The organism is Sphingosinicella sp. CPCC 101087, assembly GCF_004151485.1.
Taxonomy (GTDB): domain Bacteria; phylum Pseudomonadota; class Alphaproteobacteria; order Sphingomonadales; family Sphingomonadaceae; genus Allosphingosinicella.
The window spans coordinates 48183-67088 of the sequence record NZ_SBFF01000010.1 but is presented as its reverse complement, the minus strand read 5'-3'; the positions used below and the strand labels follow the sequence as shown (position 1 = coordinate 67088).

Genomic DNA, 18906 nt, shown 5'->3' with positions numbered 1-18906 from the left:
CCGCAGGCGGGGCGCCGGCCGTTGCCGGCACCGACAATGATACAACATATCGTGATGATATACTATACCCTATCTGTGACAGTAACCGTGATGGGCCGTTGATCGGAGGAAGGATCAGCCTGCAGCGGCGCGCAGGCGGGCGATGGTCTCTTCGCGACCGATCAGGGGCAGAAGAGCCGCCATTTCGGGACCGCTGTCGCGGCCCGTAAGCGCCCGCCGAAGCGGCAGGAACAGCGCCTTGCCCGAACGCCCGCTCATCTCCTTGACCCGGGCGACCAGCTGCGGCCACGGCGGCTCGGTCCAGTCGATCGCCGCCGCGGCCTCGGCGGCGGCGGCAAGGAGCAGTCGATCCTCCTCCGGCGCCGCGCCCTCGACATGGCCGTGGAGGATCTCCCACCAGCCACCGGCTTCGTCCAGCTGTCTGAGGTTCGGTCGAATCGCCGCCCAGTCTGCCTCGGTCATTCCGGCGGGCAGCCGGTCCTTCACCTTCTCCCAGGGCAGCGCATGAAGGATCCGCGCGTTCAATGCCGCCAGCTCCTCCATGTCGAAGCGCGCCGGGGCTCGGCCGAAGGTGACGATATCGAACGACTCGACCAGTGGCGCCACGTCAATGACCGGCTCGACGGGCAGGCTTGTTCCGATCCGGGCAAGCTTGGCGAGCAAGGCGATCGGCTCGATCCCCGCCTCGCGCATCGCGTCGACACCGAGCGATCCTAGCCGCTTGGAGAGCTTGCCCTCGGAGCCGACCAGCAGGGCCTCGTGCGCGAAAGCCGGCGCCGTCGCGTCCAGCGCCTCGAACATCTGGAGCTGCAGCCCGGCATTGGTGACATGATCCTCCCCCCGGACGATGTGGGTAACCCCCATGTCGATGTCGTCGACCACGCTCGGCAGCATGTAGAGCCAGCTGCCGTCCTCGCGCCGGATCACGGGGTCGCTGAGCAGGGCCGGGTCGAAATGCTGCGGTCCCCGGACGAGGTCGTTCCACTCGATCGGCCGGCCATGGTCCAGCCTGAAGCGCCAGTGCGGCCGACGCCCTTCCGCCTCGAGCCGCGCCCGCTCCTCCGCGGTCAAGGCGAGCGCTGCGCGGTCGTAGACCGGCGGCCTGCCGCGACCGAGCAGTACCTTGCGCTTGAGCTCCAGCTCCTGCGCCGTTTCGTAGGCCGGATAGGCCCGGCCCTGCGCGGCGAGTCGCTCCAGCGCGGCCTCGTAGCGCCCGAAACGGTCGGACTGGCGATGGACCTCGTCAGGCTCGATGCCGAGCCAGGCGAGGTCCGCGCGGATCGAGCCGACATAGTCCTCGCGCGACCGCTCGCGGTCGGTGTCGTCGATGCGCAGGACGAAGCGGCCGCCGTGCCGGCGGGCCCACAGCCAGTTGTGCAACGCCATGCGGATGTTTCCGACATGGAGGCGGCCGGTCGGCGAAGGGGCGAAGCGGGTGATGACGGACATGATGGCGCTGGACCCTTATGCCCGCACGCGTCGGCCGGCAACGCCCTTGCCTTCGCGCGTCGTCGTCCTAAGAGGGGCGAGCCTGAGGCTGCGGGGAATTCGTGCGCATGAAGTTGATGACGGGGAACTCGAACCAGACGCTGGTCAAGGCGATTGCCGAGTATCTCGAGATACCGGTGACCGAGGCAAGCGTGCGGCGCTTCGCCGACGAGGAGATCTTCGTCGAGATCCACGAGAATGTTCGCGGCGAGGACGTGTTCATCGTCCAGTCGACCTCCTATCCGGCCAACGACCATCTGATGGAGCTCCTGATCTGCGTCGACGCGCTGCGGCGCGCATCGGCCAAGCGGATCACGGCGGTACTCCCTTATTTCGGCTATGCCCGCCAGGATCGAAAACCCGGGCCCCGTACGCCCATCTCGGCCAAGCTGGTCGCCAATCTGATCACCGTCGCCGGGGCCAACCGCGTCCTTTCGGTCGATCTCCATGCCGGGCAGATCCAGGGCTTCTTCGACATTCCGACGGACAATCTCTACGCCGCGCCGGTCATGTCCGCCGACATACAGGCGCGCTTCTCCGGCCGCGCCATCACCGTCGTCTCTCCCGACGTCGGCGGAGTGGTCCGCGCCCGCGCGCTCGCCAAGCGGCTGGACAACGCGCCGCTCGCCATTGTCGACAAGCGCCGCGAGCGGCCGGGTGAATCGGAGGTGATGAACATCATCGGCGACGTTACGGGCCGGTTCTGCATCCTGATCGACGACATCGTCGATTCGGCCGGCACGCTGTGCAACGCCGCCGCCGCGCTGCGCGAAGGCGGCGCCGAAGACGTGGTCGCCTATTGCACCCACGGAGTGCTCTCGGGGGGCGCGGTCGCGCGCGTCGAGAAATCGGTACTCTCCGAGTTGGTCATCACCGATTCGATCGCGGCCTACGAAGCCGCCGAGGCGGGCGAGAAAATCCGCATCCTCACCATCGCGCCGCTGCTCGCCGAAGCGATGAAGCGGATCGCCGAGGAAGCTTCGGTCTCCAGCCTGTTCGACTAGATCGAGCGGGATCCGAACGCCGGGCGGTTCCGTTACCGACCCGTCCGATCGAGGAGCCGCCATGCCCACCGTAATCGTCACCGGAGCCAATCGCGGTATCGGGCTCGAATTGCGCGCCAATATGCTGCCGACGGCTGGAACGTCGTCGCGACCGTTCGCGACCTGGGCAACGCCGATGAGCTGGAAGCTCTGTCCGGCGCCATCGAGATCCGCACCCTCGATGTCGCGGATTTCGGAGCGATTGCGGCATTCTCCCAGACGATCGGCGAACGTGCGGTGAACGTCCTCATTGCCAATGCCGGGACCTGGGGTCCCGAACGGATCGAAAGTCCGGATGAAGGCGAGGCGTGGATCGAAGCTTTCCGGGTCAATTCAATCGCGCCCGTGCTGCTCGCGACGGCCCTGCTCGACAATGTCGCAGCGGCACGCGGGCGGCTGATCGCGCTCACCAGCAGGATGGGCAGCATCGCCGACAACGGATCAGGGGGTTCGATCCCCTACCGATCATCGAAGGCGGCGCTGAACGCGGCCTGGAAGTCGCTGGCAATCGATTCGGCCCGGCGGCAGGTCGTCGCCGCGGTGCTTCATCCCGGATGGGTGAAGACGCGAATGGGCGGGACCGCCGCCCCGCTCCCGCCGGCCGACAGCGTAGCCGGAATGCGCCGCCTGATTGCCGACCTGTCGCCGCGCCAGAGCGGCGGCTTCTTCGACCATGACGGGACGCCGATTCCCTGGTAGGCGGGATCGCTTCGAGCCCGGGCCGCCCTCACTCTGGCCTTGCCCAGGGATCGTAGCTCCCGAAGCTCCAGACGTGGCCTTCGCAATCGCGAACCGAGTAGCAGCGACCGCCATAATCCTGGTCTTCGGGCGCCATGAAGACGTCGGCGCCGCCCGCGCGAGCGCGGGCCGCATGGCCATCGACATCGTCGATGACGACATAGAGGCCCAAGGTGTTGCCGCCGGCTTCGGCGACGCTCCTCAAGCCGGCCTTGCGGTCATATTCGCCGTCCCGGACGCTGCTAAGCATGATCATGTTGCCATCGAGCACGAGCTGCGCATGGGAGACGATCTCGGGATCCTTGGCGTCGGCGTAGACCGCATGCTTCGCGAAACCGAAGGCGTTGCAGAGGAATTCGATCGCTGCGGGCGCGTTGGCGTAGCGCAGGGCGGGTATGATGGCGGGCTTTACGGACATGGCTGTTCCTCCATTGGCTGACGCTTCCGAATAGCCCTGCTCGCCTCCTCCGGATTGTATGATTGGGACCTTGAGGTCCACCTAACCATCACGAACGCCGCCCCCGCTGGGGAGCAATCGGGCACGCAACTCGCCGGGTGTCATGTCGGAAAAGGCGCGCACGTCGCGGGTAAGGTGAGCTTGATCGACATAGCCACAGTTGGCAGCCAGGCCGGCGAGGCTGTCCTCGGGCGAGCGCATGATGGCTTCGGCGAAGCGTTCGAACCGCGTGAGGCGGCGGAATCGGTCCGGCGAGAAGCCGGTTGCGGCTCGGAAGCGGCGGACGAAATGCCTCCGGCTCCAGCCGATCTCGTCCGCCAGCCGGCTGGTGACGGGACCCTCGGCGGCAGCGAGATGATGCATCGCCCAGGCGACGGCGCGATCATGATCGTGGTCGTCGGCGAGGCGCCGAGCGAGGAAATGATCGAGATGACCGAAGCGCGCCTCCGCATCGGCGGCCTCGCACAGCCTGCCGCCCAGATCGTCGGCGGCAGGGCCGATCAGATCGCGAAGCGGCGCGACCTGGTTGGCGATCTCGGACAGCGGGGCGCCGGTGATCGCGGTGAGGCTGGCGAGCGGCAGGAAGACGTGGATTCCCTCCTGTGGCCCGAGCGCGCGCGAGACTGAACTGCCGTCGGCAATGGCGCCCGCGAAGGCTTCGCCGGCCGCAACGGTCACCCTGGTGCCGTTGGCGCCGGTGATTTCGAGCGGCTCACCCAGAGCGTAGATGAGCACGCCCGAAGTGGAGGCGAGCTCGCGCCGGGCGGCAAAGGATCCGGTCTGTTCCCAATAAATCGAATAACGGGCTACGTGCTTGCGCAGCGCCAGGGCCGGGAGTGCCTCGACGATTTCCCAGCGATCGACGCCATCGTCATGCGCGCGCACGGACAAGCGAGGGTGAGTCTCCACCGATCGAGCCTATCTGTCGGGAGGGACATCCGCCAGAGCGCCTTGCCTTTTCGCCTTCCTCCCCATATAGGCGCCTGCTTTCCAAGGCTTTGGAAGAATCCGAACGGTCCGGCTCACAAGGGCTGCCGTGGCTGTTCAGAATGTCCGCAAAGGAGACGAAATGCCCAAGCTCAAGACGAAGAGCGGCGTCAAGAAGCGCTTCAAGCTCACCGCCACCGGCAAGGTGAAGCATGGAGTCGCCGGCAAGCGCCACCGGCTGATCAGCCACAACGCCAAATATATCCGCCAGAACCGCGGCACCGAAGTGCTCGCCGACGCCGACACGGCGCGGGTGAAGCTCTGGGCGCCTTACGGCCTGAAATAGGAGGATATAGACCATGGCACGCATCAAGCGCGGCACGACCACGCGCGCCAAGCACAAGAGGATCCTCGATCAGGCGAAGGGCTATTACGGCCGCCGCAAGAACACGATCCGCATCGCCCGTCAGGCGGTCGAGAAGGCCGGCCAGTACGCCTACCGCGACCGCAAGGTAAAGAAGCGGAGCTTTCGCGCCTTGTGGATCCAGCGCATCAACGCCGCGGTCCGCGCCGAGGGGCTGACTTACGGCCAGTTCATGCATGGCCTGAAGCTCGCCGGAGTCGATCTCGACCGCAAGGTCCTGGCCGACATCGCGATGCACGAGGGCGAGGCCTTCAAGGCGATCATCGCCCAGGCCCGCGGAGCGCTGCCGGCGCAGGGTTGAGCTCGCTCGAAAGAGGAATCGAAGAAAGGCGCCGAGCGATCGGCGCCTTTTCTCGTTCGCGTCTCGGCCTGGCGCGCGTTCGTCACAGGCGAGCAAGCGGCGCGTCGGGCGCGAGGTTCATCGCGATGCCTCGGCGGCGATGCTGTAGCGAATGGTCGCAGCTCCGGCGCGCGGGCCGTAGGTCAGGCGGATCCATTCGTTGCGGGCCTTGCGCTCGTCCTCGAACGGTCCGGCCATGGTCTCGGTGCCGGGGATCAGCGAACGGAAGTCGGGATCCTCATATTCCCCGCCGACGACCCAGTAGCGCTTCGTCATGGCTCTTCTCCTTCTGCTCACGCCGCCTGCTTGCCGGCGAATTGCGCCGTTTCGGTGGATTCGGCGAGCGCGACCGTCGAGGCTTCGCCTCCGGCGACGGCCTGTGCCACCAGGTCGAAATAGCCTGTGCCGACCTCGCGCTGATGCCGCGTGGCGGTATAGCCGTTCGCTTCAGCGGAAAATTCGGCCTGCTGCAGCCTGGAATATGCCGCCATGCCGTGATCGCGGTAGCCGCTCGCCAGCTCGAACATCCCCAGGTTCAGGCTGTGGAAGCCTGCCAGAGTGACGAACTGGAACTTGTACCCCATCGCACCCAGTTCGCGCTGGAATCGGGCTATCGTCGCTGCGTCGAGCTTCGCCGCCCAGTTGAAGCTCGGCGAGCAATTATAGGCCAGGAGCTTTCCCGGATATTCTCGCTGGATGGCTTCTGCGAACGCCCGCGCCTCGCCCAGATCGGGATGGCTGGTCTCCCACCAGAGCAAGTCGGAGTGGGGCGCGAAGGCAAGGCCGCGCTTGATGCAATGATCGAGGCCGGTCCCTTCCTTCAGGCGGAAGAAGCCTTCGGAGGTGCGTTCGCCGGTGAGGAATTCATGGTCCCGCTCATCCACGTCCGACGTAATCAGCCGGGCGCTCTCGGCGTCGGTGCGGGCGATGAGCAAGGTCGGAACGCCGCAGACGTCGGCGGCGAGGCGCGCCGCATCGAGGTTGCGGATATGGGCCTGGGTCGGGATCAGCACCTTGCCGCCCAAGTGGCCGCATTTCTTCTCCGCGGCGAGCTGGTCTTCGAAATGAACTCCGGCCGCCCCGGCCTCGATATAGGCCTTCATGATCTCGAAGCAGTTCAGCGGCCCGCCGAATCCGGCTTCCGCATCGGCGACGATCGGGACGAGCCAGTCGCGCTTCGCACCGCCTTCGCTATGCTCGATCTGGTCCGCGCGCTGCAGCGTGCGGTTGATCCGGCGGCACAGCTCCGGTCCCGCATTGGCGGGATAGAGCGACTGGTCTGGATACATGGCTCCGGCGGTGTTGGCGTCGGCAGCGACCTGCCAGCCCGACAAATAGATGGCCTCCAGGCCGGCGCGCACCATCTGCATCGCCTGGTTGCCAGTGACGGCGCCAAGCGCATGGACATGATCCTCGGCCTGAAGCAGTGTCCAGAGCCGCTCGGCGCCGCGCCGCGCCAGACTATATTCCACGCTGATCGAGCCGCGCAGACGCTCGACGTCGGGCGGGCCGTATGGACGGGCAATGCCGTCGAAGCGGCCCGTCGGCGCGGGGACGATGGTATCGAATCCGTTCATGCTGCACCTCGCTTTCGCGGGGCCTTGAACCGCGAAGCGGGTCAGAAGGCAGCAGCGAAAAGGGTCGCCTTGTCACGATGCGTCTTGCGACTATTGTGAATCTTTGACAGAGTTACACGCGTGGCGGAACGCAAGCTCTATCTCGGCGCGCGGCTTCGGCGGCTGCGCCGGGAACTCGGACTCAACCAGAGCGCGATGGCTGCCGAGCTTGGCGTTTCACCCTCCTACCTGAACCATATCGAGCGAAACCAGCGACCGCTGACGGCGCAGGTGCTGCTCCGCCTCGCGGACGCCTATGAGGTCGACCTCAAAAGCTTCGCCGCCGAAGGCATCGATGGCACCGGTCCCGAGCAGCTTGCCGAAATCTTCGCCGACCCGATGTTCGCCGATTTGGGCGTGCCACGCTACGAGCTGCTCGAAGTTGCCGACAATGCGCCCGCCGTGGCCGATGCGGTCGCGCGACTCTATGCCGCTTTGACCGAGATGCGGCGGCGCCCGCCAGGTGACGAGGCGAGCGGCGACGAAGGTTCGGCCCGATCGCCGCTGACTCCGGAAGCCTGGGTGCGGGACCATATCCAGGCACAGCGCAATCATTTCCCCTACCTCGAGGAAGCGGCCGAAACCCTGGCCGGCGCACTGGGCGATCCGCTCACCGTCGCCGAGCCGTTGCGGCGGCGCCTGAAGGAAGGATTCGGCGTTGAGGCGCGCCTCGTGCCACCGGACGTGCTCGATGGGGCAAGCCAGCATTACGACCTGCACCGCAAGCGGCTGATGCTTTCGGCGCTGCTTCGCCCGGAGAGCCGCACGTTCGCGCTCGCCTACCAGCTCGCCTTGATGGAATTCCGACCGCTCCTGCTGAGGATGATCGAGGCGGCCGCGCCGCCCGACGCCCCGACCAGGCACCTCCTGCACATGAGCCTCGCCAATTATGCGGCCGCGGCGATCCTGATGCCGTACGCGCCCTTCCTCGCCTCGGCTGAGCGACACCGTTACGAGATCGACCGCCTTTGCGCCGAGTTCGGCGCCAGCGTCGAGCAGGTCGCCCACCGGCTGACGACCCTAGGCCGGACTGGCGCGCGGGGCGTTCCCTTCTTCATGCTCCGGGTGGATTCGGCCGGCAACATCTCGAAGCGTTTCGCCGGGGAGAGCTTTCCGTTTTCACGCTTCGGCGGCACTTGTCCTCGCTGGAATCTGCACGCCACCTTTCAGACGCCCGGACGGGTGGTGACCCAGATCGTCGAGACGCCCGACGGCCAACGATTCTTTACCGTTGCGCGCACGGTCGAGCGATCGGTCAGACTCGACCCGCGCGAAGACAGCGCACTCGCGATCGGCCTGGGCTGCGACGTACGCCATGCGGGCCGGCTGGCCTATGCCGACGGCTTCGACCTTGTTGACCCCTTGGTGACTCCGATCGGCCCGGCCTGCGCCATCTGCCCGCGCGTGCGCTGCCCACAGCGAGCTGCCGCCCCCGCCGGGCGGACGCTGACCGTGCACGAGTCCCGCAAGACGGTCTCGCCATTTCCTTTTCTGGGCGGCTAGACGCGGCGGGGGATGCGCGGCACGCCGAGTGCGCATTCGAGCGACGCGCGATCCCAGCCGCCGAGATCGGCGGCGGCGCCATAGCTGGTCTCAAGGAAAGCGAGCAAAGCCCGGTCGGGATCGGCGGCGCGGCGGACGTCGCCATAATCGAGGATGAACTCGCCAAGTGCGGCGTCATACCGCGCCGCCGCCGGCTCCACCTTCGCCTCGCCGAATCCCGGCGGCGCTGGATAGGCGTATGAATAGAAGAAGGGGCCTCCAGGCGCGCCGGCGCCGCCCGGCCAGAAGCCCGCGCTCGATACTTCGTGGCTATAGGCTTCGCGGGTGACAGGGTCCGGCAGGTTGGGAATTCCGCCGGGATGGATCGGCGCGGGTCGGCCGGAGAAGCGGGTAACGGCGAGATCGAAGCTACCCCAGAAGAAGTGGACGGGGCTCACCTTGCCGAGGAAGCCGGAGCGGAACAGCCGGAAAACGCGATCGGCGGCGAGCAGCGCGCCGAGCAGTCGGGAGGCGCTGTCCGGATCATAGGTACGCGCCGCATGGTCCTCGGCGAACGGGATCGCCGGATCCAGCTCGTTCGGCGCGCCGTGGGTGCGGACCTCGTGGCCGGCATCGGCGAGCATCGCCATCACGCCCGCATGGAAATCGGCGACCGCCATGGACCGCAGCTGCAGCGTAAGCCGGCCGTGGGCGTCGTCGAGCGCGAGCACGTGATCGACCAGGTCGAAGGCGAGCGAGAATGTCCCGCCCGGCGCATGAACCGGCTCGGTCGTCAGCCCGCGCGACGTCGGATGCAGCGTCAGGTGCCATCCATGGTTGCGCCAAGGCAGCAGCGCGGTCGGCACCTTGCCGACCACCTGGCTGAACAGATGAAGTGCCGCGATGGTCTGCCCGTCGCGTTCGGCGGACAGATCGGGCCAGGTCGATTCGGCGACGGTCATGCCCGTGACCTATACCGGCCGCGCCGCCGCAGAAAGCCCGACTCACCCGAATTGGCGACCGGCGGGACGCGCGCTGCGCACCGGCGAGAGGCTTTCAAACCGCCGCGAATCGGTTAGAGCGCCTCCCCATGTCCGACCTGGAACTGATCAAGCGTGAATGGATCGCCCGCATCGACGGTGCGCGCGATCTGGCGGCGCTCGAGGCGGAGCGCGTCGCCGCCTTGGGCAAGCAGGGTGCCGTCACCCAGCTTCTCAAGACGCTCGGCGCCATGTCTGCGGAGCAAAGACAGTCCGAGGGGCCGCGCATCCATGCGTTGCGCGAAGCCGTTACGGAGGCGGTCGCCGCGCGCAAGGCAGCGCTCGAAGCGGCCGAGCTCGACCGGCGCCTGGCCACCGAGACGCTCGACATGACGCTGCCGGTCGAACTCGGACCGCAGGGCAGCATCCACCCGGTCAGCCAGGTGATGGACGAACTCGCCGAGATTTTCTCGGACCTCGGCTTCGCGGTCGCCACCGGCCCCGAAATCGAGGACGACTGGCACAATTTCACCGCCCTCAACATCCCCGAAAGCCACCCGGCACGGGCGATGCACGACACCTTCTATTTCGAGCAGACGGATGCCGGCGGGAACCGGATGCTGCTGCGCACTCATACCTCACCGGTACAGATCCGGATCATGCAGCAACACAAGCTTCCCATCTATGCGATCATGCCGGGCCGGACCTACCGGTCCGACAGCGACGCCACCCACACGCCGATGTTCCATCAGGTGGAGGGGCTGGTGATCGACAAGGGCATCACGCTCGGCCACCTGAAATGGACGCTCGAAACCTTTCTCACCGCCTTCTTCGAGCGCGATGATATCGTCCTCAGGATGCGTCCGAGCTACTTCCCGTTCACCGAACCTTCCGCCGAAGTCGACGTGGGCTACCATATGGAGAATGGCCGGCGGGTGCTCGGTGGCACCGAGAAATGGATGGAGTTGCTCGGCTCGGGCATGGTGCACCCGAAGGTCATCTCCAATTGCGGGCTCGACCCGGACGAATATCAGGGCTTCGCGTTCGGTTGCGGAATCGACCGGCTGGCCATGCTCAAATATGGCATGGACGACCTGCGGGCCTTCTTCGACGGCGACATGCGCTGGCTCAGGCATTATGGCTTCGCCGCGCTCGACGTGCCGACTCTCTCCGGAGGAGTCGGAGCATGAAGTTCACCCTTTCCTGGCTGAAGGAGCATCTCGAGACGGATGCAAATGTCGATCAGGTGGCCGAGACGCTCACCGCGATCGGGCTCGAAGTGGAAAGCGTCGAGAACCCCGCCGACAGATTGAAGCCGTTCGTCGTCGCCCAGGTCCTTACCGCCGAGCCCCATCCGCAGGCCGACAAGCTGCAGGTGCTCACCGTCGACGCCGGCACCGGCGAGCCGATCCAGGTGGTATGCGGCGCGCCCAATGCGCGGGCCGGCCTCAAGGGCGTGTTCGGCCCGCCCGGCGCCTATGTGCCGGGCAGCGACCTCACCTTGAAGGTAGCGGCGATCCGCGGCGTCGAGAGCCGCGGCATGATGTGCTCGATCCGCGAGCTCGAGCTCGGCGAGGCCCATGAGGGAATCATCGAACTTCCCGCCGACGCGCCGGTCGGCGCGGCCTTCGCCGAACATGCCGGTCTCGACGATCCGGTGATCGACGTGGCGGTCACGCCCAACCGCCAGGACGCCATGGGGGTCCACGGCATCGCCCGTGACCTCGCCGCAGCCGGACTGGGAACGCTGCGGCCGGTCGCACTGCCCCGGATCGAGGGAGCGTTCCCCTGCCCGATAGAGATCCGCACGGACGATCCAGAGGCCTGCCCGGCCTTCTTCGGCCGAGTCGTCCGCGGCGTCCGCAACGGGCCGTCGCCGGAATGGCTGCAGCGCAGGCTCAAGGCGGTCGGCCAGCGGCCGATCAGCGCGCTCGTCGACATGACGAATTATGTCATGCTGACCTACGGCCGACCGCTGCACGTCTACGATCTTGCCAAGCTGAAAGGCGCGCTCGTCGCCCGCCGCGCCCGCGACGGCGAGGAGATGCTCGCGCTCAACGGCCGGACCTACCGGCTCGATCCGACGATGACCGTGATCGCCGACGAGGAGGCCGTCCACGACATCGGCGGGATCATGGGCGGGGAGCATAGCGGGGTCACCGAGACCACGAGCGACATCGTCATCGAGTGCGCTTTCTTCGATCCCGAGCATATCGCCCGCACCGGGCAGAAGCTCGCTTTGGTCTCCGATGCCCGCAGCCGGTTCGAGCGCGGCGTCGATCCGGATTTCGTCGAGCCCGGTCTGGCCATCGCCACCGCGATGGCGATCGAGCTGGCCGGCGGCGAGCCGTCCGAGCCTATCCATGCCGGCGCGCCGCCGAAGCTCGACCGGACGATCGCCTACCGGCCGGAACGTTGCCGCGAGCTGGCAGGCGTCGACGTCCCGGCCGAACGACAGGCCGAGATCCTCCACCGACTCGGCTTCGAGCCGACAATGGGAGAGACATGGCAGGTCAAGGTGCCGTCATGGCGGCGGGATGCGGAAGGACCCGCCGATCTGGTCGAGGAGATCGCCCGCATCTACGGCTACGACAAAGTGCCTTCGACGCCGCTGTCGCGCGCACCGGGGGTCGCCCGGCCCACCGCGACCGCCGAGCAGAAGATCGAGCGCAAGGTCCGCCGCACGGCGGCCGCGCGCGGCCTCAACGAGGCGGTGACCTGGAGCTTCATTCCCGAAGCCGAGGCGGAGCCGTTCGGCGGCTCGTCCTGGGTGCTGAGCAATCCGATCAGCGAGGAGATGAAGGTGATGCGCCCTTCGCTCCTTCCCGGACTGCTCGCCGCTGCCCGCCGCAACCTGGCGCGCGGGGCGGAAAGCGTCAGGCTATTCGAGGTCGGCCGCCGCTATCGCGCCGACCGCGAGCATCCGACCCTCGGGCTCGTCCTTGCCGGGGAGCGGGCACCGCGGCATTGGCGGACCGGAAAGGCGCAGCCGTTCGACGCACATGACGCCAATGCGGAAGCTCTGGCCCTGCTCGCCGCCGCGGGTGCTCCGACCGACAGTCTCCAGGTGCTCGGCGACGCGGCCGCCGTCTATCACCCAGGCCGCTCCGGGCGGCTGGCGCTCGGGCCGAAAAATGCCCTGGCCGAATTTGGCGAGCTTCATCCGCGGGTGGCGCGGGCGTTCGATCTGGACGGGCCTGTCGTTGCGGCCGAGATCTTCCTCGATGCCGTGCCGCAGCGGCGCTCGACGGGGTTCATGCGGAGCGCTTACGCGCCGCCGCCGCTCCAGGCGGTGAAGCGCGATTTCGCTTTCCTGGTGCCGCAGGCGCTGCCGGCCGACCAACTGCTCCGAGCGGTGCGCGGCGCCGACAAGACGGCCATCGTGGGCGTCCGGCTGTTCGACCTGTTCACCGGCACGGGCGTCCCCGAAGGCCGCAAGTCGCTAGCGATCGAAGTGAAGCTTCAGCCCGGTGACAGGAGCTTCACCGACGAGGCGTTGAAGGCGATCTCCGACAGGATCATCGCCGCGGCGGCAAAGCTGGACGCGACCCTGCGCGCCTGACGTGAGCCGCGCCGACGATATTCGCCGTGCCTTCCTGGTTCAGGCGGATTGGTGCGATCGGTTGGGCTCTCCGTTCACCGCCCTGTTGTGCACGGCGCTGGCCACGGCGCTGGATGCCGCCACGCCGATCGGTCAGCGGGTTCTCGGATGGCCGGGCGACCCCACAGCCGACGCTCTGGCCCTGCGGCTGTGCGGCGGTCTCCATGCCTTGGTTCGTGGCGGCAGGGCGCCCAAGCTGTCGGTGCTATATCCACCCGCGTCGCTCCCCCCGGAGCAGGTGCTGGCGCGGGAATTGCAATCGGTCCTGGATGCTCACGCCGCGAGCCTCCATCCCTGGCTCGACCGCCCTCCGCAGACCAACGAGGTGGGCCGCTCGGCCGTGCTTATGAGTGGGCTGCTGGCGGTGAGCGACCGATTCCGCCTGCCGCTGCGCCTCTTCGAGCTCGGCGCCAGCGCCGGGCTCAACCTCCAGCTCGACCGCTACGCGATCCGGCTCGGCGGCATCGCGGCGGGATGCGAACATTCGCCGCTTCGGCTCGATCCCGAATGGCGGGGAGCGCCGCCGCCGGAGGCGCGACCTGAAATATCCGGACGCTTCGGCGTCGATCTCGATCCGATCGACGCGGTCTCGGCACGCGAGCGGCTGCTCGCTTATGTCTGGCCGGACCAGGGCGAGCGGCTGAACCGCCTCGGGGCGGCGCTCGACCTGGCGGCCGCGGACCCGCCGCCGGTCGCACAAGGGGACGCCGCGGACTGGATCGAGACGCATCTGACGGCCGCGCCCGGGACCGGCGTCTGCCGGGTCGTCCTCCATTCCGTCGCCTTCGAATATTTCCCGGCCGCGACGCAGGCGCGGGTGAGAGCTCGGCTGCAGGAGGCCGGTGCCCGCGCGAACGAGGCCGCTCCGCTCGCCTGGCTTCGTTACGAGAAGATGGCGGAGGATCGGGAATTCAGCCTGAGGCTGCGCTGCTGGCCCGGGGAGGACCGGCTGCTCGCCTGGGCCCACGCACACGGCGCCTGGATCGACTGGGTCGCAGGCCGCCCCGCTACTGGGTCTGGACCAGTTCGTCTGTGACGTCCCATTCGCCGTCGAGCCAGGCAATGATTTCGCGCGCCGCCGGATGATCGAAGCCGGCATAGCGGTCCCGAAGGACCGCGCGCCGGTCGGCGAGCCGGTCGAGGCCCCGATCCTGTAGCGCGAGCAGGTCGCGGCGGACTCTTTCCGCCAGTTCCGCCCCGAGCACCGCCGCCGCCGCCCAGCCGAAGGCCGCGCCATATTCATAGGCGTCGCCGCGCGCATAGCTCTCCGCCAGCGTCAATGCCGGGATCCGGCTCAGCAGCGGCTGGGAGGCGAGATTGATGCCGTGGTCGGATATGTGCGCGGCGATCGCAGCCGGTCGGCCGGTGAAGGCGCGCAGGTGGAGGTGCTGGGACATGCGCGCGCCGTCATTGACCGGATAATTGTCCCACAGGAACGGCTTGCGGCCGATCGCCTCGGCGATGCGGGAAAGATGGCCCGGCGAATATTCCCTGGAGACGACTTCCTCGCCGGTCCACATGATCCGGATCGACGGATCGAGCAGCCGGCCGAGCTGCTCGAGGTAGAAGGCCGGCCGCTCGCCGAATGCCGTGTCGAGCACCGGATCGTCGGAATAATAGCTCGGGCAGCACAGGAGGCGCGACGCCCCGGTTCGTTCCGCGACGTGATGGACGATCGCCGCCTGACGCTCGGCGAGGTCGGGAACATCGCCGCGCATGTCGTCGAACAGGATGGCGAGATCCTCGACCCCCGCCTGGTCGAGCTGCGCCACCTTCGCGTTCAGCGCCGTCTCCCAGTTCCGGCCAGCCTCGAGGTGCAACTCGAAGGGGCTGAGACCGGCGCCGAGGCGAACGCCGGCCGCATTACAGTCGCGGCCGAAGGCGGCGAGCGCCTCGAGTTCATTATCCGGATAAGGCTCGCGCCAACCGCGGCGAAGCCAGGGATCAGCCTTGGGCGCGTAGAGATAGGCGCCATAACCGTGCGGCGCGAGGAAGCGGACCGCCTCGCTCCGGTCCCTCCAGCTCCACGGCCGCCCGAAAAAACCCTCGATCAGGGCGAGCGGCGGGGTCATGTGCTCCGCTCGAGCGCGTTTATCGCGGCATGGACGGCGGGCTCGATCTCGTCGCGCGGCAGGCCAGGAGGGAGCGGCGGGGCGAAGCGCATGGTGACGATGCCCGGGCGCTTGATGAAACGATGGCGAGGCCACAGGCGACCGCTGTCGAGCGCGACCGGCACGACGGACAGCTTCAGCGACCGGTACAGGCCGGCGAATCCGGGCTGGAGCGGCGGCTGCTCGCCGGGAGGAACGCGCGTGCCTTCAGGGAAGATGACGATGGGGCGGCCCTCGGCGACCGCCGCGGCGGCCGCCTTCATCATGCGACGCAGGGCAGCGGCCCCTCCGCTTCGGTCGACCGGAATGACGCCATAGCGTCGGACCACCCACCCCCAGAACGGGATTTCGGTGAGCTCGCGCTTCAGCACGATCGCCGGCTCCTTCAGCATCAGGATGACCTCCAGCGTCTCGTACATCGACTGATGCTTGATGGCGACGAGTGTGGCGCCGTCCGGAACGACCCCTTCCGGGCGGGTCCTGATGCCGAGCAGCCAGGCGGCGCAGATGCGGTGGACGCGCGCCCAGCCATGGGCCCAGCGGCGCAGCGCCTCCGTGCCAAGCAGGCTGACCGGAAAGGAGACCAGGACGGCTACGACCGTCCAGGAATAGAAGATCAGAGCGAACAAGGCGGAACGGAGGAAGTTCATCGGACGCTACTCTAGATACCGATCAGGTCGGCGGCTCGGCCGAGCAGGTATTTGTTATATTCCAAGAAGATCGCGCCGAGATCCGGATCGGTGGGCACCGCGTCCGGAACGATTCTGAGCTCGCCGTCGCCGATCCGCTTGTGCAGCTCGTAGCGGGCGCGCGGCATGTGCAGATCGTTCGTGACCAGGCGAATGGAACGGACCCGCCGCCGCTGCGACCATCTCTTCACCTCGTCGGCATTGGAGCGGGTATCGAACGATTCGCGGCCCAGCGTGACACAGCAATCCAGCAAGCGCTCGTCGACCCGATAGGCCGCGGCGAGTTCGCTTGGACGGACGGTTCGCGCGACGCCTGAAATGAGCATGCGCGGCGCCATGCCCCGCTCGAGGAGATCAAAACCGCGCTCGAGGCGGCCGCTGCCGCCGGTGAGCACGACGATCGCGTCGGTGCGCTCGTCCCCGGCCGGCCGCGGCAGCATCACCGCGAAAGCGGCATAGCCGAGCAGGTAGATCAGGATCATGAAGGCGATGACGCGGGTGAGGAAGCGGATCACAGCATGCGCCCCAGCGCGCGAAGGATGGTCAGCCGCGCGACGAGCATGGCAAGCAGCACGCCGAAGACCGGGAGCGCGATCAGCACCACCCACCCCTCGGGCGGGATCGCCGCCGATCCGAGCAACTCCGAACCAAGGGCCGTGACCCGGTCGCCGATCGCGACGAGAACCGCGCCGCCGAGGATGAAGCCGATCAGGCCGCCGAACAAGGCGTCGAGCGCGATCCGTCTTTGAAACAGGCGCGCCACCTGAAGGTCCGTGGCGCCCATCAGATGCAAGATTTCGATCGTCCCGCGATGCGTGTCGAGCGCGGCGCGGGCGGCGAGCACGACGGTTGCGGCGGTCGCGCCCACCATCAGCAGAACGAGCCCGGCCGCCAGCCATTGCAGCGCCCCGATCAGCCGCGCGAGCGGCGCCAGCCACTGGGCATGATCGTCCACGCGCGCCGCTGGCGCCGCCGCGGCGACCACCTGACGAAGGCGATCGATCCGGGCGCGCGCTTCCGGCGTCAGGTCGACGTCGATCAGCGCCGGAACCGGCAGGTCGCTGCGCATCAGTCCCTCGCCCAGCCAAGGCTCGAGCAGCGCCTGTATCTCCCCCTCCGGCACGGGCCGGACGGCGATGATCCCGGGCAACGACCGGATCGCTGCTGCCGCCGCCGCCGCCTGACGCCCGCGAAGCACGGGGTCCGCTTCAACGACCTGAATGGTGATGCGGCTGCCAAGCTGGTCGTCCAACCGGCCGGCGGCGCCGGCGAGGCCCAGGCCGGCCGCCGCGGCAAGCACCGTGAGGAACATCATGATCGCGATCACCCAGGGCATGGGACCGGCGAGGCGGCCCTCCGGCAGCAGGCCGCGCTCGGCGGCGCCGAACCGGCGAACTCCGCCCTTCATGCCTCCGGCCTCTTCGGCGGATGGCGAAGCGCGCCGGTCGGATCGGCGATCTGGCCGCGGTCGAGGCGGAGCATCTCCGCGCGCTGGATCCGGGCGAGCAGATGGAGATCGTGGGTGGCGACGATCACCGTCGTGCCGAGCTTGTTCAGCGAATCGAATAGGTGGAGGAGGCGCAGCGCCATCTCGGGATCGACATTGCCGGTCGGCTCGTCCGCCACCAGCAGCTCGGGCCGGCCGATCACGGCGCGAGCGATGGCGACGCGCTGCTGCTCACCGCCGGACAAGGTGGCGGGTCGCGCCGTCGCCCGGTCGGCGAGGCCCACCCAGGCCAGCATCTCGCTGACCGGCTTTTTGAGGTCCTTGTCCTCGACGCCGGCGACCCGTAGCGGCAACGCCACATTGTCGAACGTCGACAGATGCGGGACCAAGCGGAATTCCTGGAAAACGACCCCGATCCGCCTTCGGAAGCCGGGCAGCCGGCCACGCGGCATGGTAACGATATCCTCGCCGAACAGCCGGATCAGCCCCCTGCTGGGACGCAAAGCAAGGTAGAGCAGCTTCAGCAGCGAGGTCTTGCCGGCGCCCGACGGCCCGGTGAGGAAGTAGAAACCGCCCTCCTTCAGCGAGAAAGAAAGATCGGACAGGGTCTCCGCTCCGGTGCCGTAGCGCAGTCCCACATTCTCGAACTGGACGATCGATCCGGTCGCGTTCAGCGTTGCCTCCCCGCCGCTCGGCGGCGCTTGCCGAGCCATGGCACGGCCGCCGCGGTCGCTTCAAGCTTTCCGAAAGTCCGGTAATTCCGGCATTTGCTTGCACGCCGGGCCTCCACCATGCTTAGGAGCGCAAGGGGAATGCCTCCGGGGCGCACGTAAAGATGATCCTGACCTGTCCGTCCTGCCAAGCCCGATATGTCGTTCCGGACAGCGCGATCGGGACCATCGGCCGCAAGGTGCGTTGCGCCGGCTGCCGGCACAGCTGGTTTCAGGAGCCTGCCGGCGGTGGTTTTGCCACTCCGGCCACGCAGGGGCCGCCGCCCGCCTTCGCGGAACCGCCGACGGCCCCCATGTCGGCGGGCGAGCCGGAACCGGGCCCAACGCCAGGGCCGCCGAGCTGGGAGCGGCCGGGGAACCAGGGCGAGGCTCCGGTCGAGGCGCCGTCAGTCCGGCCGCGCCGCAACCCTGCCCGGCTCCGGACGATCGCGGCGGTCGTCGCCGCCGTCCTGATGATCGCGGCAATCGGCGGCATCCAATATTTCGGCATTCCGAGTATCGGCGCCCAGATCGGCATTCCGGTTCAATCCGGTGACGCGCTCAGCATTGTCGAGGAGAGCGCACAGACCCGGCAGCTCGAGCGGGGCAACGAAGTGCTTGAGGTGTCTGGCACCATCGTCAACCAGACCGACGAGATTCAGCGCGTCCCGCAGATCCAGGCCGAGCTCAAGGATGCGCAGGGACGGGTCGTCTATAGCTGGTCGATCGCGCCGCCGGTCCGGGAGCTGCAGCCGCGCGGACGGATCCCCTTCAACAGCGCCAATGTCGGCGTGCCGCGCGGGGGCCGGGTTCTGAGCCTGACCTTCGGGTCGATTTCCTGATACCCGTCCTT

Annotated in this window: 20 protein-coding genes; 9 read left to right on the top strand and 11 right to left on the bottom strand. The window is 67.8% G+C overall.

What is annotated here, in order from left to right; genetic code table 11:
* Window positions 1-114: 114 nt before the first annotated feature.
* Complete coding sequence (gene gltX, locus EKM57_RS16085) at window positions 115-1449, bottom strand: glutamate--tRNA ligase (RefSeq protein WP_129793541.1); 1335 nt, start codon at window positions 1447-1449, stop codon at window positions 115-117.
* Between the two features lie 107 nt (window positions 1450-1556).
* Here gltX and EKM57_RS16080 point away from each other — a divergent pair, with 107 nt between their 5' ends.
* Window positions 1557-2492, top strand: a complete 936-nt coding sequence (locus EKM57_RS16080) for a ribose-phosphate pyrophosphokinase (RefSeq protein ID WP_129793540.1) — start codon at window positions 1557-1559, stop codon at window positions 2490-2492.
* Entirely contained in the window at window positions 2493-3230 is a 738-nt protein-coding gene (locus tag EKM57_RS16075; protein ID WP_206185477.1) for an SDR family oxidoreductase, read from the top strand. It abuts the gene before it with no gap.
* A 28-nt stretch (window positions 3231-3258) separates the two neighbouring features.
* Here EKM57_RS16075 and EKM57_RS16070 read toward each other — a convergent pair whose 3' ends face one another.
* Together EKM57_RS16070 and EKM57_RS16065 are read right to left on the bottom strand one after the other, a co-directional pair.
* Window positions 3259-3687 carry a VOC family protein gene (locus tag EKM57_RS16070; protein ID WP_129793539.1) on the bottom strand — a complete coding sequence of 143 codons (429 nt, stop codon included), beginning with the start codon at window positions 3685-3687 and terminating at the stop codon, window positions 3259-3261.
* A gap of 81 nt (window positions 3688-3768) precedes the next feature.
* The gene (locus EKM57_RS16065; protein ID WP_129793538.1) at window positions 3769-4635 is read right to left on the bottom strand and encodes a helix-turn-helix domain-containing protein; all 867 of its coding nucleotides are present in this window, start codon (window positions 4633-4635) and stop codon (window positions 3769-3771) included.
* Window positions 4636-4795: 160 nt separating this feature from the next.
* Here EKM57_RS16065 and rpmI point away from each other — a divergent pair, with 160 nt between their 5' ends.
* A complete protein-coding gene (gene rpmI, locus EKM57_RS16060; RefSeq protein ID WP_029941637.1) occupies window positions 4796-4999 on the top strand; it encodes a 50S ribosomal protein L35 in 204 nt (67 codons plus the stop codon).
* Between the two features lie 13 nt (window positions 5000-5012).
* The gene (gene rplT, locus EKM57_RS16055) at window positions 5013-5378 is read left to right on the top strand and encodes a 50S ribosomal protein L20 (RefSeq protein WP_129793537.1); all 366 of its coding nucleotides are present in this window, start codon (window positions 5013-5015) and stop codon (window positions 5376-5378) included.
* A gap of 117 nt (window positions 5379-5495) precedes the next feature.
* On the opposite strand, the gene EKM57_RS16050 is transcribed toward rplT, so the two are convergent.
* The gene (locus EKM57_RS16050) at window positions 5496-5693 is read right to left on the bottom strand and encodes a hypothetical protein (RefSeq protein WP_129793536.1); all 198 of its coding nucleotides are present in this window, start codon (window positions 5691-5693) and stop codon (window positions 5496-5498) included.
* A 17-nt stretch (window positions 5694-5710) separates the two neighbouring features.
* Window positions 5711-6994 carry an isocitrate lyase gene (aceA, locus tag EKM57_RS16045; protein ID WP_129793535.1) on the bottom strand — a complete coding sequence of 428 codons (1284 nt, stop codon included), beginning with the start codon at window positions 6992-6994 and terminating at the stop codon, window positions 5711-5713.
* 120 nt (window positions 6995-7114) lie between these two features.
* Between aceA and EKM57_RS16040 the strand changes: the two genes are divergently transcribed.
* Window positions 7115-8536 carry a short-chain fatty acyl-CoA regulator family protein gene (locus EKM57_RS16040; RefSeq protein WP_243451087.1) on the top strand — a complete coding sequence of 474 codons (1422 nt, stop codon included), beginning with the start codon at window positions 7115-7117 and terminating at the stop codon, window positions 8534-8536.
* On the opposite strand, the gene EKM57_RS16035 is transcribed toward EKM57_RS16040, so the two are convergent.
* Entirely contained in the window at window positions 8533-9477 is a 945-nt protein-coding gene (locus tag EKM57_RS16035; RefSeq protein WP_129793534.1) for a DUF5996 family protein, read from the bottom strand. The two genes, EKM57_RS16040 and EKM57_RS16035, sit on opposite strands and share 4 nt — an antisense overlap.
* 128 nt (window positions 9478-9605) lie before the next feature.
* Here EKM57_RS16035 and pheS point away from each other — a divergent pair, with 128 nt between their 5' ends.
* The 3 genes from pheS to EKM57_RS16020 are packed head-to-tail and all read left to right on the top strand — an operon-like array spanning window position 9606 to window position 14132.
* Window positions 9606-10685: a phenylalanine--tRNA ligase subunit alpha gene (gene pheS, locus EKM57_RS16030; protein ID WP_129793533.1), complete on the top strand. Its 1080-nt coding sequence runs from the start codon at window positions 9606-9608 to the stop codon at window positions 10683-10685.
* Window positions 10682-13057 (top strand): phenylalanine--tRNA ligase subunit beta, encoded by a 2376-nt coding sequence (gene pheT, locus EKM57_RS16025; RefSeq protein WP_129793532.1) that lies wholly within the window; start codon window positions 10682-10684, stop codon window positions 13055-13057. The genes pheS and pheT overlap by 4 nt, the downstream gene beginning before the upstream one ends.
* Before the next feature lies 1 nt (window position 13058).
* A complete protein-coding gene (locus EKM57_RS16020) occupies window positions 13059-14132 on the top strand; it encodes a DUF2332 domain-containing protein (protein ID WP_206185469.1) in 1074 nt (357 codons plus the stop codon).
* Here EKM57_RS16020 and EKM57_RS16015 read toward each other — a convergent pair.
* Genes EKM57_RS16015 through ftsE form a run of 5 tightly spaced genes read right to left on the bottom strand, consistent with a single transcriptional unit; the run spans window position 14104 to window position 18056 of the window.
* Window positions 14104-15168, bottom strand: coding sequence for a beta-N-acetylglucosaminidase domain-containing protein (locus EKM57_RS16015; protein ID WP_129793531.1), 1065 nt, complete (start codon window positions 15166-15168; stop codon window positions 14104-14106). The genes EKM57_RS16020 and EKM57_RS16015 overlap by 29 nt on opposite strands.
* Complete coding sequence (locus EKM57_RS16010; RefSeq protein WP_129793530.1) at window positions 15165-15857, bottom strand: 1-acyl-sn-glycerol-3-phosphate acyltransferase; 693 nt, start codon at window positions 15855-15857, stop codon at window positions 15165-15167. Before EKM57_RS16010 ends, EKM57_RS16015 begins: the two co-directional genes overlap by 4 nt.
* 11 nt (window positions 15858-15868) lie before the next feature.
* Entirely contained in the window at window positions 15869-16378 is a 510-nt protein-coding gene (locus tag EKM57_RS16005) for a YdcF family protein (protein WP_129793698.1), read from the bottom strand.
* A 29-nt stretch (window positions 16379-16407) separates the two neighbouring features.
* Entirely contained in the window at window positions 16408-17304 is an 897-nt protein-coding gene (locus EKM57_RS16000) for an ABC transporter permease (RefSeq protein ID WP_129793529.1), read from the bottom strand.
* Window positions 17301-18056 (bottom strand): cell division ATP-binding protein FtsE, encoded by a 756-nt coding sequence (gene ftsE, locus EKM57_RS15995; RefSeq protein WP_129793528.1) that lies wholly within the window; start codon window positions 18054-18056, stop codon window positions 17301-17303. Before ftsE ends, EKM57_RS16000 begins: the two co-directional genes overlap by 4 nt.
* 122 nt (window positions 18057-18178) lie before the next feature.
* Here ftsE and EKM57_RS15990 point away from each other — a divergent pair, with 122 nt between their 5' ends.
* A complete protein-coding gene (locus tag EKM57_RS15990; protein WP_129793527.1) occupies window positions 18179-18895 on the top strand; it encodes a DUF3426 domain-containing protein in 717 nt (238 codons plus the stop codon).
* Window positions 18896-18906 lie beyond the last annotated feature (11 nt).